Consider the following 14,883-nt stretch of genomic DNA (forward strand, 5'->3'; position numbering starts at 1 on the left):
TCGCGCTGTGATCACTGAGCTGCTGGCCGAACCCTGGCGCTACGAATTCTTCCAGGCCATTCGCCTGCTGTCGCGCTGGCTGCGCCGCTACGGCGTCGCGCTGGAGACCGCGATCCGCTTCGAGAACAGCCTGTCGCTGGCCTTCCCGGCGAGCGACATCGATGCGCTGCAGCTCGAGCAGGGGCAGGGCCAGGGCGGCGCGGACGCGATGCGCCTGCGGGTGCGCACGGCGGTGATGGGCCTGCTCGGCCTGAACGGCGCGCTGCCGCTGCACTACACCGAGCGCATCGCCGCCTGGGAGCATGCCACGCGCGACGAAGGGCCGCGCGCCTTCTACGATGCCTTCTCCAGCCGCCAGGTGGCGCTGTTCTACCGCGCCTGGAGAAAATACCGGGTGCGCGGCGGCGCGGACGAGCACAACCGCGACCGCTTCCTGGCCCAGCTCGTGGCGCTGGCCGGCGCGGGCTGGCAGGCGCCGGGGCAGGGCCAGCCCGGGGGCGGCCTGGCATTCGAGAACCTGGCCTACTTCGCCGCCCAGCTGCGTAGCCGGGCGGTGCCGGCGCACCTGATCGCGGGCGTACTGTCCGAATACCTGCAGGTACCGGTCAAGGTCGAGCAGTTCGCCGGCAAGTGGGATCCGCTCGGCACGGGCGACCGCAGCCGGCTGGGCGAGAACAACTGCGACGTCGGCCTCGGCGCAACCCTCGGCGAGCGCCTGCTGCGCCCGGAACTCGGCATCCGCATCAAGGTGGGGCCGGTGTCGTCGCGGATGTTCGAACGTTTCCTGCCGGGCGCGAGCGGGGCACGGGCGCTGGCCGCACTGCTCGACCGTTTCGCGATCGAGGTGCCCTACCGCGAGCTGCAGGTCATCCTGCGCGGCGAGGAAGTCGACGGCGCCGGCCTGGACGGTACGGTCCGGCTCGGGCTGGACGGCTTCCTGTGCACGCGGCCGGATCGGCGCGACCGCGACGACGTCTGTTATCTGCTGCCTTAGGTCCATCATTCGCGCGACGCCTGCGATGTCGGCGTCCTACAATCGACCCGACTAGCGAACCAACCAGACAGGAGGGCATATGGAAAATATTGTGAATGCGGGCGATCACCTGGACCTGGTGAGCGAGAAGGACCTGGTCGGCCGGCGCGTTGCGGTCCTGATGACCGATGGCGTCGAACAGGTCGAGTACACGGGGCCGCGCAGTTTCCTGGAGCAGAAGGGCGTGCGCGTGACCCTCGTTTCGCCCAAGGGCGCGGGCGAGGAAGTGCAGGGCATGAACCACGACCAGCCGGGCGACAAGTTCAAGGTGGAACTGAGCCTGGCGCAGGCCAAGGAAGCGGACTTCGATGCGCTGCTGCTGCCGGGCGGGGAGGAGAATCCGAAGAAGCTGCGCCAGATGCCGGAGGCGATTGCCTTCATCAAGGCGTTCGACGACGCCGACAAGCCGATCGCGGCGATCTGCCATGGTCCGTGGCCGCTGATCGAGGCAGGGATTGCGGAATCGAAGCACCTGACCAGCTATCCGGCGATCCAGGACGACCTGAAGGCTGCGGGAGCGGAGTGGACGGATGACGAGGTGGTGGTGGACGGCAAGCTGATCACGAGTCGCAAGCCGGATGATATTCCGGCGTTTAACGAGGCGCTGATGAAGGAGTTGATGGTGATTCAGCAGGCGGGAATGGATCCGGGGCCGACGTCGTAAGGAAAACGAGCAGCGATTCGATAAAGGGGACAAGCTTGTCCCCTTTTACATTCGATTGACCCCAGGGCGTACAGTTGGCGTTACGCCATAGGCCCTATTCGAGGCCCAGCACGCGCATCCTCGTGCGCAGTCGCCGCACCTCGTCACTCAGGTCGATCACCAGCGCCGCGATCTGCTCGTTGGCTTCGAAGTCGCGCTCGATGCTGAGCAGGCGCCGCACACGGTCCAGGTCGCTGCTGCCAAAACGCAGGCTCGTCACCTGCACCGCTGGCTCCCCGCCCAGCACGCCGGCCTGCACGTGGCGCACTACCCACTCCGGTTCCACGTTCGCCGCCCGCGCCAGTTCTTCCAGGCTCAGGGCCACTTCTTCCAGCAGCACGCCGGTCAGGGTCTGTGGCTGTTGCATCGTTCAGGCTCCCATGTTTTCACGCGGATTGAAGGACATCTCGCGCGCCATCTGTTCGTAAAGCTCTTTTGCGTGCGGAGTATCAGCCGGGGGCAGCACCACTGCGAGGATCAGGTACAGGTCGCCTGGCGTGGCGGCCGGGATGCCGCGACTCTTCAGGCGCAGTTTGCGCCCGTTTTGCGATCCTGCGGGGACCGAAACTTCGACCGTCCCGGACGGTGTAGGCACCGATATCCTCGCGCCCAGCGCCGCTTCCCATGGCGCCACAGGCGCGGTCTCATACACGTTCGCGCCCTCTACCCGGTAGCGCGGGTCTTCGCTGAACTGGATTTCCAGGTACAGGTCGCCCGCCGGGCCGCCCCCTATCCCGGGCTGGCCCTGTCCGGCCAGCCGCAACTGCTGGCCGGGCGTGACGCCTTTTGGAATGTTCACGCTCAGGGTCTTTTCCTGCATCGTCACATGGCCTTGCGCGTCCTGCACCGGCGCGCGCAGGCTGATGTTGCGCGTCGCGCCGGTGTAGACGTCGTGCAGGTCGATCGTGATCGCGGCGTGTATGTCTTCGCCGCGCATCTGGAAGCCCGCACCCGGGCCGGCGCCCGTGCGACCACGGCGCCCCATGTGCGCAAACAGGTCGGCAAAGATGTCGTCCGCGTCGGCGCCGGAGAAATCGTGCTGCGAGGCCCAGTCCGGCGGCGGCCGGAATCCTTCGCGGGTTTGCTGGCCGCGGCGGCCCAGGTCGTCGTAGGCCGCACGCTTTTCGGCGTCACCCAGCACGTCGTAGGCTTCGTTGATTTCCTTGGTCTTCTCGGTCGCGTCCTTGTGCTTGCTGACGTCCGGGTGGTACTGGCGCACGAGCTTGCGGTAGGCCTTCTTGATGTCATCCGGGGAGGCGTTTTTTTCCAGCCCCAAAGTCTTGTAATAGTCCTTGTACTCCATGCGCACCTCCGCAAAGGTTCTGGTCATCCTAACCGGCTACGCCTTCGAACAGCGCACGGTTATGGTGGGCCGGGCCTGTTGCAGCTCAGCTAGCGAATCTTGCATGCGGTCTTATTTCCTTATCGCTTTGGCTGACGAGAAATACCAGATTGCTAGCGTCAACGAATTTCTCGCGAGGAGGAAATCGACATGAACAGTGGATACAGCGGACCAGCAGAAATGAAAAAGCCGCTGACGAATCAGCGGCTTTTTGGAAGAGGTTGGTGGAGGCGGCGGGAATCGAACCCGCAGTCTGCTAGCATCCATGCGGGTTTCAAGGCTTAGGTTGGCTGAAAGCTGCCATTCCAACGAAAAGGAGCCTACGAACCATGCTTGAAGTCGCAAAGAAAGACGATATTGATTGGGAGGCGATTTACGAGGCGGAGCGCTTTCGCCTGCCAGTCCGAGAACTTAGCCCGGATGTTGCCCGGCACTTCGCCTGGGAGGGGTGGAACAACGAGCACAAGATCCCGGCGCAGTGGCTGATTCATCACGCCCAGGCCTTCCATTTCAGCGACGCAGAGATCCTTGCGGCCAGGACGACACGCGACATGCCGGCCACCGCAGGAGTCTACTTTCTTTTCGATGGCGAAGAATGCATTTACGTGGGGCAATCACAGTGCCTACGAGACAGGGCAATGCAGCACCGGGACGGCGGCAAGCGATGGAACTCTCATTCCTACATCGAGGTGCCCGCAATGCATGTCAAGACTGTTGAGGCCTATTACATTCGGCGCATTAATACGCCGCTGAACAATATGTTTCCGCCAGATCGCACGTATGCCGACATCGTTCGGGGGCTCGGCCTGGACGGAGAGCCGCCGGCGCCAATAAAGCAGAGAGTAATTGTGGTGCGCCGTCAACTCCCGACCATCACCGACCACTCCTGAATGTATGCCGGCCCGGCATCGCCCTGCTGCCTTTCCTCGCCGTAGAGCAACATGCCATGGCCGTGCATCGTGACCAGTTTGGCGTGATGAAGGATGGGCAGCAGCGGCTCGCCGACTTGGGAATTCGGATCGCTGACGCTGGCCACAATGACTCCAGCCAGGCCATAGACGCGCACCTCGCCCTGAACGAAGTCCGACCGGGCAATATCGTGATCCGACAGGCGCTTGCCCGCGGAGCGCAGGCGTTTGACTTTTCCATACATGGGGCAAGTCTAGCACCGTTGAGCTATCGCAAGCCGGCGTGGTCAGCCGGTGCTATGCTCATTGGATGACCAAACGCATCGACCGCTTGACCGCCATTCATGTTGACCTGGCCATCAACCTAGCCGGCTCGCATGGGGTCGCCGCCGGCGCCGCCGAATTGTTCCGAATGGGCCTGCCGCTTGAGCTGGCCCGGCGGGTATTGCTCAGGCCGTCGGAGCGGCGAGGGCGCGCAGGGCCAACAGCTCAGCCTCGGCCGCCCTCAGCCGCGCCAGCTCCTGCGCGCTGATCATCTGCAGCGGCGTCTCGTCCTTCTCGCCGCGGTGGATGGTACACACGTGGGTTGTGCCCTGGTCGGTGTGGGCGTGGAGCTCGAGCGTGCTCATTTCTCGTTCACCGTCCGGCAGGCTTCGAAGCGCTCGACGACGCGCTCGTATCGCCGCACGAGTCCCGCAACGTCTGCGGCGTCGCCGAGAATCTCTGCAGCAACCTCTGGCACAATTTCCGGTCCTTCTCCGTCAGCTGCAAGTCCGGCGGCAGCGGATCGATCGCCGCTCTGGGTGGCGGCTGGTACGGCGCCGGGGCAGCGCAGCCGGTCATCGCCAGCGCGCATGCGGCGCTGAGCAGCAGCGAGATTCGTTGCATATTCCTTCTCCTTGGTAAATGCCGCGTCGTCCTTGGCGCGCAGCTGGGCGCGCAGGTCCGTCTCAGTCTTGCGAGCAGCAGCGGTGTCGCGCTCGAGCTGAGCGCGGCCGGCGGCGATGGCGGCAGCGTGGCCGACCTGGTACTGCTCGGCGCCGTAGTGCCGAATGCCGAACCAGGCGCTGACCAGCAGCAGCACCGCAGCCAGGACGGAGCAGAGCAGTCGGTCGAGCGAAGTCATGCCGCCACCCTCGTAGCGGCGCGGAACATGGCCTCTTCGGCCGCGCGCCGGTTGACCAGACCCTGCAGACGCACGCCGCCGGAGTTGACCCAGCGCTTGAACTCGTCGGCGGCGGCGATCGGCAGCCCAGCATTGAGCCGCTTCAACAGCGTCGACTGCTTGAACGCGCCGGCGCCCAGGTTGAACACGAACGACACCAGGGCGTCGAACTGACCCTGGCTGAGCGGCGCCTTCACCAGCGACGAAACCGCAGCCTCGGCGTCCTGCAGGTCTTCCGTCAGCCACAGATCGGCTTGCTGGACGTTGCACCGGTCAGTCATCTTGACGCCGCGGGTGTGGCCGATGCCGATCGTCGGGATGCCGGCCGGGCAGCGATAGGCGGTCAGGCGGCAGCCTTCGAACTGGCGGATCAGCGCGCGGCAGGCGCCGGAGGCTTTCATTGCGGCCATCAGAGTACCTCCCGCGCTTCACGAACGACTTCGGCCAGGTCGGCGCCTTGCCTCTTGGCGATGTAGTTGAACAGCCAGCGCACCAGGGCCCAGCCGGGCAGGCCGCAGGCGAACACGAGGCCGAGCATGCCCACGAGGCCGATTGGGGTCTGCCCCCAATGCTGCAGGCCGTAATGCTGGATCACTGCCGCGCCGCCGCCGACCGAGGCGACAACGGTCGAGATGAGGCCGATTGCCCACTCCCTGGGGCTGCGGGGCGTCATGGCGCACATCACCACGATCGCGGCCAGGCCGGCCCCGATTCCAGCAGCGCCGGCAGCGCCGCCGATCAGCTTCCATCCTGCGGCGCCGGCGGCTGCGCCGGAAATTGGTTCGCTCATATTTGAGGCTTTCATAGTGGTGAGGCGTTAAAAAACCCGCTCGGGGCGGGCTTCGGTGGTGGTGTCGTTTCGCATCGACGGTGGGAAGTGGTATCGCGTCAGCTCTTTCTTGTGGGCGTTGACGCAATGCCCGGGCCCCTGCCAGAAGAACAGGGCGTCGATGAGGACGCGCCAGAACTTGTACGGGTAGCGGTGACCGAGCCGCCCGCAGCGCGCGGACAGCGTCTCGTCCGGCCAGAGCTCCTTGCTGGACGGATGCATGACGAAGCCGAGCATCATGCCCAGCGTCTGATCGATCGAGATCAGGATGAAGAGGAAGTTCTGCCAGGCTCGTGCAAGCTTGCTCATGCCATCTCCTAAAGGGTTGCTGCTTGGGTGAAAAGTGCATCAAGGGCCGACTCGTCGAGCCCAAGCGCCGCGCCGATCTGAATCACCAGCGGGCGCGTGCGCACAAACTCGAGCGAGTCCTCCCACTCGATCTGTGCCATGCGGCGCTGGACCGGATCCGGAATGGCGTCGATGGCTGGCTGCACATCGTCGAGCAGTTCGGCCATGAGCAGCGCCTGCCGAGCCTGCCGGCGGGTGACGGTCTGCGGCACCGGCGGCGGCATCTCGGTCGGCTCCTTCACCGGCATCAGCTCCAGCCCATCGCGTGCCTCGTTGGCGCGGTAGTTGACCCACGCCGCGCGCTGCACTTCATCGGCCGGGATGTGGCAATCGGCGTGGTCCGGATGTAGCACCTGCAGGTAGGAGCCGGTCAGCTTGCCGGCGTCGTCGTAAGTCACGTAGCCGAAGGGCTGCGGCTGTTCAGGGGTGATTTCTTGGTCAATCATCAGGAGACCTTTTCGATAAAGACATCGGTATAGACTTCTTCGCCACCCAAGCCGAGAGCGAGGCCAAGGCCGTTGGGAACATTCCAGGTGTCAAACATGTGCTGAATAGAAATCGATGCCGTACTCCCCGCCAAGAATTCACTCATCTGGATGGCCGAGGGGGCGGACCCGTTGGCCGTCTGCCCCTCGATGGACGTAGTCACGCCGCCGACAGTGATGCTTGCGTACGCCCGATGTCTTCCTGAGCTGTACGCCGGAGCGGACGCGGAAAGTCGGTATGTACCGGGTGGTACTGTAATTACGTCCCCAGATAGGCTTGCGCCAGGGATGGTATTTCGCTTGACGGTATTGAGCGTTCGACGCTGAGTGTTGGCAGTTGTACCTGCGCTTTGCCCGCTGCCTTTTACGTCTCGCACCCACAGAACAGTCGTGAGCGATCCAGCGTCGCCCTTGTCTCCGGTGCGCTGGAAGGACACCTCAACAGCTTCCCCGGCGCTGAAGGGGAACGGCTCGCTGGCATCAATTGGCGCAATCGAAAACACCTTATATGGCCTAGCCGGGTCCGTGATAGAGAGGAGCGCCGTTACGCGAAATAAGGCCCATGCTGTGGGGCGGTTGATTACGGTGAGGCGGATATGCCCTTTAACGGAACTCGTATTCCCCTCTGTGGTGCTGTAGAGCACATTCGCCAGGTTTATTCCTCGGAGATCGGTGTTATCCACATACATTTCGGTGGACGAAAGGGCGCTACCATTCAGCGCGAAAAATCCGTTGCCGTAGCCCACGTCACTTCCAACGCCGAGTTTGTACGGAATCGCATACGCCCCTCCCGCTGCGATGGAGTTGAGGTTGGCGGCGAGGGCGTTGGCCTGCCCGACGAATGCGGGAATGGCCGACCCGAAGAAGTTATCGACGTCGGTGCGGAACGTGGGGCTGGTCCGGTCCAGCGGTGCGAGTGGTGTGATCGCCATTTAGTTAAGCCCTTCAATTTCGATGGAAAGCATGTGGTAGTTCGGGTACGAAACCGCGATTCCGAAGTCCTTATAGAAGCCGTAGGTGATCATTGGCTCATACCCGACCTGATCGGCGCCAATGTAGATCGCCGGGGTCGCGCGTAGGGATGCGAGGAGGCGGTAGATGCTGTTGAACTTGGCCTTGTCCGTGACGACTTGCAGAGTGCTACGCCGGCTGTAGTTGCGCTCGAGTACATCCAGATTGCCGAATTGGTCGCGCTCCTTGCGGCTGTAATCGACGATCCCGACCGACGCGCCGTACTGCGCGCGCCCGATCTCGAACACCTGGCCGACCGGCAGCGCGCCGATGGAAACCCCCGAAGTGCCGGTAAGCGTGAAGCTCAGCTCGCATCCGGGGTAGTGCTGCGGAAGGTCGGTCAGCACGAAGTCGCTCAACTGCTCGTAGTCGGCAAAGAACCAGTCGTAGATGGTGTCCACGACCGTGCCGTCGAGCTGCACCGTCCGGTCGTACACCACCGGGCCGCCAGGCGCCGTTTTCATCTGGATGTGCGCCTGCCGCCCGACCAGCTCCAACGCGCTCAGGCCAGATACGCCGCCAGGCCGCATGACCACCGTCAGCGACGCCGCCTCGGTAGCGGTCCCGATCTTCCGGTCGAACATGGCCCACCGATTGGTGGGTCCGATGTCCATCCAGTTGGCTGGATCGCTTTCCGGCGCCGTTGCGGTCGTGCCAGCCGCCAGGCGCTCGTACTTGCGGTGAGTCGTCGTCCGGATCGCGACCTGACCCTTTGCATAGGCCGTGCCAGCGTTCCAGGCGACCTCTCCGACATCCGGCTCCGCGATGCTGCTACTTGCCAGCATCGCGTCCGTGATCACGGTCGGCTTGATGATCTTCATGCCGCTCATTAGGCCTCCGCTTTCACTTTGATTTCGTTGCCCTCGATCACCCGATCAAACAGTCGCGCAGTCTTCTCAGTGTGCGTAGCCGTTGCTCTGGCTTCGGCGCGCAACCCTTCGACCTCGCGCGTCAGTCGCTCGACGGCAGCGGCCAGCACGGCGTTGCTCTGCTCCGGATTCGACAGCCTGCGCATCAGCTCGCGGTTATCAGCCGCAGGGATGATTCGCTCACCCTCGTGGATCATTGCCGGCATGTTGGTCGGCACATAGTTCGTGCCCACCGCGAAGCCGCGCAGCTTCTCTCCGCTTTGCTCGAGCGCCCTCTGGATGTCCGCATACGACGTGCCCTTGTTGACCTGGTCGACCCAGAACTGCAGTCCGCCCGCATCCGCTGCACGACCCAGAGTTGCCTGGTACATGCTCTTGATGTTGGCCTCGGCCGAGTTGGCGATCGCGTTGAGGATGTCCGTCTGCGACACGCCCTTCGCCGCCTGGTCCTGCCAGAACTGCATGCCGGCAGCATCCGGGGCGCGGCCCAAGACACTCTGGTACTGCGCATTGACCGCACCGGCGCTGGCGACAACCGCATTGCCCTTCGCACTCGCGATCGACAGGCCCAGAGCTGCGACCGCATCGGCAACCGACAGCACCGAGGTGTCGATGCCCTTGAGGACGTCGATCTGCTGCTGGGCGCTCGTGAGGATACTGTCGAGGCGCTTGCCTTCCTCTTCCAGCAGCTTGAGCGACTTCTCTTCGATGCTCAGGGTGCTGTCGGTGATGTCGGCCAGCGCGGCGATGTCGTTCTGCGTGGTGTAGAAGTCGCGCAGATAGTCCTGCTGGGTTGCGTACAGGGCCGATGCGTCCTGCCCAACGACCGACAGGGCGCGCTTCAGGCCGTCCGCATCCGGCAGCGAGCCGCTTGCTTTCGCCATCGCCAGGGCGGCCTGGATCTGCGCCTGAGCACTTTGCCGGCCGAACAACTCCTGACCTGGCACCGACATCCCGTCGAGCGTACTGCGCAGTGCCGATGACAGGGCCTGATGCTTCGCGACGATTGCCTGCTCGGTAGTGATGCGCTCCTGCAGCAGTTGCTTGTCGCGGGCGACAACACGCTGCAAGACACCGAAGGCGCCGTCTACGCCAGAGAGAAGCGATGTCGCCTGCTCCTTGATGGCCTGGGTCGCGTTACGCTGCGCCTCGGCCTGGGCCTCCAGTGCAGCCCGCGATTCCTTGAGCGCCTGGATCTGGTCGAACAGCGGGCGGTTGCTCTCGTCGAGCGCGTCGCGCTGCTTGGCCTGCAACTGCACTGACGTCATGGTCAGCTGGTCGAGCTCCTCCTGCAGCGACGCGCGCTCCTGCAGCGCCTTGGTCGCCGCCTCGGTGGCTGGGTAGACCTGGGCAAACGCGGCCTGCAGGTTCATCAGGGCGCCGTACTGTTTGGCGCCTGCTTCGGTCGTCAGGTCCAGCCCGAGCACAACCTGCTTGAACTCGTCGCGCGTGTCCACGCTGGCCAGGCCGAGAGCGGCCATCTGCTCGGTGACCATCTTCAGCACCGGAGCGTTGCGTTCAGCCTCGGACAGGAAATTCTGCTGGAAGCCCGCGGTGTTAGCCGCGAATGCCTCGATCCCGCCGGCGGCCGCCAGAAGACGCTCGCGCGCCTCCAGCGATGCAGTGCCCACGGCGCCGAACGACATTCCGATGGACCACAAGGCCTGCTCGATGGTCGAGTAGCCGGTTGCCAGGCGCTGCAGCGTTGCGCTTGCGGCTTCACCCTGCGCCTGGAACTTGCCGATTTCGGGCAGCAGCTCGCCAGCGATGGTGTTGCCGACGCCGACGAAGAAATCAGCGATTGCCTTCTGGTTCGCTGCTTCGTCCTTGCCCATGGCGATGCTGATTGCCTGGGAGCGGCTCGCGATGCTGTCGGCGTTGATGCCCAACACCCGGGCGAACTCGGCGGAGCTCGACTTGATGGCATCGTAGGCAGACGTCAGGCCGGCCGACATCTCGGCACCGACAGCATTGCGGTCAACACCGTTCTTGTCGCTGCGGAACCAGCCGCCCTTTTGCGTCCAGGCTGTGTCCGTCGAGCCGGAGAAACCAGCCGAATCGAACGAGCCGTTCAGCACCGCGTCGCCGTACTCCTTGGCCTTCATGCCGAACGCACGGTTGACCAGGGCGCCGACCACGCCAGCGATTGGGCCGATCCCGGGAATCGCCGAAGCTATGCCGGCAGCGATGTTCACCCAGTTGCCAGCCGAGTAGCCGCCCGACAGGCCCTTGCTGATGCCGTAGCCCGCCAGCCCGTTGCCGAGCATGCCAAGGCCAGAACTGAGCATCCCGGCATTGTTGCCCAGCGACGCGCCCATCTTCTGCATCATCGGATTCGAGCTGTCCATCATCCAGTTCGCCGCACTAGTGACACCCTTCGTTGCGCCGTAGCTGATCGCGGAGCCGTTCGCCATGCCCCAAATGTTCTGCAGGGCGGAAGCGTAGCCGCCGGCGCCGGTAGATGCCTGTGCGCTGCCTGGCATCATCCCGGCTAGGCTGCCCGAGATCGGCGCCATCATCGGCTGAATGATCGGTCGCAGCACCAGCGTCTGGAACATGTTCTTCAGCGTGTCGACCAGGTTACGCCCGAAGGACTTGCCGGATTCGAAGCCGCGAAGGAGGGCGTCGGTCAGCGAGCGGTTGATGTCCTCGGCGGCGCGCCTCCAGTCGTCGGCGGCCTGTTTGGCCGAGTCGGCGGCGACTTGCTTGCGAGCGCCTTCGCTTTTGGCGGAGGCAAGATCTCGCAGCGCAGCAGCTTGCGCTCGGTACAGTTCAGCCACTCGGCTACCCGGCTCGACCGCATCCAGTGCGGCAGCGGTCTGCTCCTTCAGCGCGGCCGCATCTTCCAGCCGGCGCACCTGCAGGTCAGCAGCAGCTTCCGCTGAGAGGCCGATCACCTCGTTGCTCAAACGCTGGGCGCCAAGCTGCTCAAGCAGCGAATCGCGGTACTGCTCGGCGGTCTTAATGCCTTGCTCGTAGAGCTTGTCCGATTCGGCTTGCGCCTTGATCTGCTCGTCGTTCGCTTTCTTGATGCCGGGCTGTTTGGCCAGCAGGTCGGCCTGCGCCTTCGTCAGCTGGTCAAGAGAAAGCGCGCCCTTAGCGTAAGCCTTGCTCAGCCGGTCCCAATCTTCGGCAAAGCCCGGGGTCAGGCCGGCGAGCTCGGCCAGGAGGCCAGCTTCCTTCTTGAGCGCCTCTGCTGCCGCCTTCGCGGCTGCCTCGCGCTTCTTCTGCGCGGCTTCGTCGACGTCCTTGTACTTGTGACGGACGATAGCGAGAGCTTGTTCAGTCTCAGCCTCGGTCAGCCGGTTTTCCGCAGCCTTCCTCCTGGTAGCAGCCAACTCACGCTCGCGCAACTGCTCACGGCTAAGTAAGGCATCTAGGCCGTTGGCGATCTCGATGCGCATCTGATCCGCCTTTGATCGGCGCGCCTCTTCCTCAGCCTCTTGCTTAGACAGGCCGAGCTTCTTCTGCATGGCTGCAATTTGGGCATTCACAACGTCCAGCAGAGCCTGCTGCTTTCGCGCGCCCCAGGTGTCGTTCCGCGCGTTTGCGTCGTCGATGTTCTTCTGGATCTTGGCAGCGCTGGCGGTTAGGTCGGCCAGGGTATCGTCGCGGCCCATACTGAGGAACCAGTCCTTGGTCGCGCCGGCCGCTTCAAGCACACCGTTCTTGATGCCCTTCCATGCGGATTCGATGTACCCCAGGTTCTCGACGACCCGTGCAGACTGGCTGTTGATGCCGTCCGCGTGCGCCTTCTGTGCCAAGGTGACCGCCTCGACGGTCCGTCCTTCATCCTGCAGGGCCTTGACCTGAGCATAGGTCGCGCCGGACAGGTGGTGATACTTCCCGATCAGGTCGGCGAGGGCCTTGACCGGGTCCTTGCCCAGGGAGGCGAATTCCTCGACCGTCGTACTCACCTCGCGCCCAAGGTCGCGCTGGGCCTTGATGGCGGCCACGCTCAGGTCGATCATCACGGCGCCGGAGATTTGGCCGGTGGCGACCATGGAAGCCAGCACCTTGGCTGCGTTGCTCTGCGAGCCGACGAATTCGGCAGTTTGCGCAGCAGCTTCAGCCATCAGGGCGGCAGACGTGCCGGCAGCGTTGCCGGTGGTGGCGATCGCCAAGTTATAGGCGCGCGCCTCTTGGCTGCCGGCATAGTAGGCATAAGTCAGACCGGCGACAGCCGCTGTTGCGAGGGTCACCGGATTGAGCAACCCCAGAATGTGCGAGCCGACGTTCCGGATTGCGTTGCCAACGCCGCCAAATGAATCGGTGACCTGGCCACCCTGCTGCAGCAGGACCGTCAGCGGCGACTGACCGCCCTGCAGGCTGACCAGAACGTCGGTCATCTGCGCTGGCAATTGCCGCATCGCGTTGCTGGTCTGCGCCGCCGATTGGCCGGCACGCTGCTGCGCCTGTTCGACCGCGCGAAGCTGGCGGAGGTATGGCTCCAGGGCCGCAGGATTGACCCCACGTTGCTGCGCCAGGATCTCGAAATAGCGTGAGCCGGCGCGGCCGCCCGATTCCATTTGCGCCGTCGTTCTTTGAATCGCGGCGATCAAGTTCCCCTGCGAGCGGGCCGAGTTGTTCGCGCCGGCGGTGATCTGACGCTCGGCGCGCTCGGCGGCGCCCGTGGCCTGGCGGAGACCGGCCTCGACACCAGATGCATCAACAACAACCTGGATTTCTGCGGTGTTCTGCGATGCCGACATATCCGCTCCAAATGAAAAAGGCCCGCCGAAGCGAGCCTAAATGTTTAAATAAATCGCAAGTGCTTATCTGTCTTCGCCCTCCACCTGGGTGGCTTGCACTGGGACAGGCGGCGCGTGGCGGAATGCCCATGCGAGCGTTAAAACCCAAGGGACAAACAACCAGCCAAGAAGCAAATTGACTATGAAGATTGATGTGAAAGCAGGATGGCCGACTTTTCGCGCTCGGAATGTCGGCCAGAAGTAAAGCAACACGAAGCCGACCACTAGCAGAACAAGTACGACAAAGCCGAAAAGGTCTTTCATTTTTTTTTGCACCGTGGAATGTATAGGGCAATATTACACCAGCAACACGAACAGCCGCCTCCATTTCTGGGGCGGCTGAGCGAAGTGCGGCAGTGGATCAAGGACGCCAATGGCGCCATCCATGGAGTAAGCCAGCTCGAGTCTGAATTTGCGAAGCGACTCGATAAAGTCCGGGAGGCGGTTGAAAATCTTGAGCCTCTTGCTCCTGGCGTTGCTCCGATTGGCTCATCGGACGAGGAAAAAGCTGCCTCGTCAAGAGCGCTTCGACTGCACCGCAAGCCTCCTACGAAAAAAGGGTGACCCAACTTGGGATACCCTTTGCAAAGGGGGTATCGAATCGATACCCCCTCCCTTTTTTTCACTCCTGCCTCATCGCCGGCAAAGCGGCGCTCTCCATCACCCTGATGTCTTCGAACAACTGCGACCAGTCGGCGCGCGGCACGCCCTGCAGGCGCAGGACAGTGGGCACGGCGTTGTAGTCGAGGCCGGTAGCGCCGGCCATGCCAACGCGCCACTGCGTGCGCAGCGCGCTGAACAACTCGTAGGCCTGGAGGTTTTCCGGCCAGATGTCGGCACCAATGTCGAGATCGTCCTCAGTAAGGCCGGCGGCCGCCAGCTCAGCAGCCGAGGGCGCGGAGGTGTACATCGCCTCCGCGATTTGAGTCAGTTTCCCAGGCGGCCCTCGACGATCGCTTCGCGGTAGGTGCTGACGATCGCGGCGACTGCGGCCGGCAGTTCGTCAACCAGCTGCTCGACGGCTTCTCGATCGAATGGGATATCGAGGTTCCAGCCCTTGACGGCGCCCATGATCGTGTCGACGCTCGCGGCCACCTGATAGCCGACGATATCGGCCTGCTTGATCTGCGGCACTTCCTGGCCGGCGTCGGTCAGGCCTTTGTAGCGCTCCGCTTCGGCTTTTGCCTTCGCCTCGATGCTGGCTTGGATTCCGTCCACGAACTCGGCGTGCTCCTTGCGCGTGCGGTATTTGAAGTCCACTTTGATGCAGCCGGTCGAGCCGTCCAGCATCGGGAAGGTGACTTCTTTCGAGAAGCTTTCCGGACGCTTGCCGAGGGTGATTTTCTGTGCTTTTGCCATGATGTTCTGCTTTCTGGAGGGGTAAAAAGACCGCGAGGGGCGACCTCGCGGCGGAAAAGCCGGCACCGGCCGGCAGGCAA

At 63.6% G+C, this 14,883-nt stretch carries 18 protein-coding genes; 3 read left to right on the forward strand and 15 right to left on the reverse strand.

All coding sequences use genetic code 11. The annotated features are described in order from the left end of the window. The first annotated feature begins 7 nt into the window (after positions 1-7). Entirely contained in the window at positions 8-994 is a 987-nt protein-coding gene (tssG, locus tag B2R83_RS11855) for a type VI secretion system baseplate subunit TssG (protein ID WP_292041410.1), read from the forward strand. Between the two features lie 79 nt (positions 995-1,073). Further along, positions 1,074-1,697, forward strand: a complete 624-nt coding sequence (locus tag B2R83_RS11860; RefSeq protein WP_051996988.1) for a type 1 glutamine amidotransferase domain-containing protein — start codon at positions 1,074-1,076, stop codon at positions 1,695-1,697. A 94-nt stretch (positions 1,698-1,791) separates the two neighbouring features. On the opposite strand, the gene B2R83_RS11865 is transcribed toward B2R83_RS11860, so the two are convergent. Together B2R83_RS11865 and B2R83_RS11870 are read right to left on the reverse strand one after the other, a co-directional pair. Beyond that, complete coding sequence (locus tag B2R83_RS11865) at positions 1,792-2,103, reverse strand: MerR family transcriptional regulator (protein WP_292041413.1); 312 nt, start codon at positions 2,101-2,103, stop codon at positions 1,792-1,794. 3 nt (positions 2,104-2,106) lie between these two features. Beyond that, a complete protein-coding gene (locus B2R83_RS11870; protein WP_292041628.1) occupies positions 2,107-3,039 on the reverse strand; it encodes a DnaJ C-terminal domain-containing protein in 933 nt (310 codons plus the stop codon). A gap of 368 nt (positions 3,040-3,407) precedes the next feature. Between B2R83_RS11870 and B2R83_RS11875 the strand changes: the two genes are divergently transcribed. Continuing rightward, positions 3,408-3,968 (forward strand): hypothetical protein, encoded by a 561-nt coding sequence (locus B2R83_RS11875; RefSeq protein WP_292041415.1) that lies wholly within the window; start codon positions 3,408-3,410, stop codon positions 3,966-3,968. Here the strand turns inward: B2R83_RS11875 and B2R83_RS11880 are convergent. The 13 genes from B2R83_RS11880 to B2R83_RS11940 form a co-directional block, all read right to left on the reverse strand. Then, positions 3,938-4,231, reverse strand: coding sequence for a hypothetical protein (locus B2R83_RS11880; protein ID WP_292041417.1), 294 nt, complete (start codon positions 4,229-4,231; stop codon positions 3,938-3,940). The two genes, B2R83_RS11875 and B2R83_RS11880, sit on opposite strands and share 31 nt — an antisense overlap. 204 nt (positions 4,232-4,435) lie before the next feature. Then, a complete protein-coding gene (locus B2R83_RS11885) occupies positions 4,436-4,567 on the reverse strand; it encodes a hypothetical protein (protein ID WP_292041419.1) in 132 nt (43 codons plus the stop codon). A gap of 44 nt (positions 4,568-4,611) precedes the next feature. Continuing rightward, on the reverse strand, positions 4,612-5,112 hold the full coding sequence (locus B2R83_RS11890; RefSeq protein ID WP_292041421.1) for a hypothetical protein: 501 nt from the start codon (positions 5,110-5,112) through the stop codon (positions 4,612-4,614). Continuing rightward, positions 5,109-5,561: a lysozyme gene (locus B2R83_RS11895; RefSeq protein ID WP_292041425.1), complete on the reverse strand. Its 453-nt coding sequence runs from the start codon at positions 5,559-5,561 to the stop codon at positions 5,109-5,111. The genes B2R83_RS11890 and B2R83_RS11895 overlap by 4 nt, the downstream gene beginning before the upstream one ends. Beyond that, complete coding sequence (locus B2R83_RS11900) at positions 5,561-5,941, reverse strand: hypothetical protein (RefSeq protein WP_292041427.1); 381 nt, start codon at positions 5,939-5,941, stop codon at positions 5,561-5,563. Before B2R83_RS11900 ends, B2R83_RS11895 begins: the two co-directional genes overlap by 1 nt. Before the next feature lie 27 nt (positions 5,942-5,968). Next, positions 5,969-6,289 (reverse strand): hypothetical protein, encoded by a 321-nt coding sequence (locus tag B2R83_RS11905; protein ID WP_292041429.1) that lies wholly within the window; start codon positions 6,287-6,289, stop codon positions 5,969-5,971. 8 nt (positions 6,290-6,297) lie between these two features. After that, positions 6,298-6,774 carry a hypothetical protein gene (locus tag B2R83_RS11910; RefSeq protein ID WP_292041431.1) on the reverse strand — a complete coding sequence of 159 codons (477 nt, stop codon included), beginning with the start codon at positions 6,772-6,774 and terminating at the stop codon, positions 6,298-6,300. Further along, on the reverse strand, positions 6,774-7,745 hold the full coding sequence (locus B2R83_RS11915) for a hypothetical protein (protein WP_292041433.1): 972 nt from the start codon (positions 7,743-7,745) through the stop codon (positions 6,774-6,776). Before B2R83_RS11915 ends, B2R83_RS11910 begins: the two co-directional genes overlap by 1 nt. After that, complete coding sequence (locus tag B2R83_RS11920; protein ID WP_292041435.1) at positions 7,746-8,654, reverse strand: hypothetical protein; 909 nt, start codon at positions 8,652-8,654, stop codon at positions 7,746-7,748. Further along, complete coding sequence (locus B2R83_RS11925; protein WP_292041436.1) at positions 8,654-13,405, reverse strand: phage tail length tape measure family protein; 4,752 nt, start codon at positions 13,403-13,405, stop codon at positions 8,654-8,656. Before B2R83_RS11925 ends, B2R83_RS11920 begins: the two co-directional genes overlap by 1 nt. 63 nt (positions 13,406-13,468) lie before the next feature. Next, positions 13,469-13,708: a superinfection immunity protein gene (locus B2R83_RS11930; RefSeq protein ID WP_292041437.1), complete on the reverse strand. Its 240-nt coding sequence runs from the start codon at positions 13,706-13,708 to the stop codon at positions 13,469-13,471. 358 nt (positions 13,709-14,066) lie between these two features. Further along, positions 14,067-14,354: a DUF1799 domain-containing protein gene (locus B2R83_RS11935; protein WP_292041438.1), complete on the reverse strand. Its 288-nt coding sequence runs from the start codon at positions 14,352-14,354 to the stop codon at positions 14,067-14,069. Positions 14,355-14,371: 17 nt separating this feature from the next. Continuing rightward, entirely contained in the window at positions 14,372-14,803 is a 432-nt protein-coding gene (locus B2R83_RS11940; RefSeq protein ID WP_292041441.1) for a phage tail assembly chaperone, read from the reverse strand. Positions 14,804-14,883: the final 80 nt, after the last annotated feature.

It is taken from the genome of Massilia sp. UBA6681, assembly GCF_002454935.1.
In the GTDB taxonomy this organism is placed as follows: Bacteria; Pseudomonadota; Gammaproteobacteria; order Burkholderiales; family Burkholderiaceae_D; genus Telluria; species Telluria varians.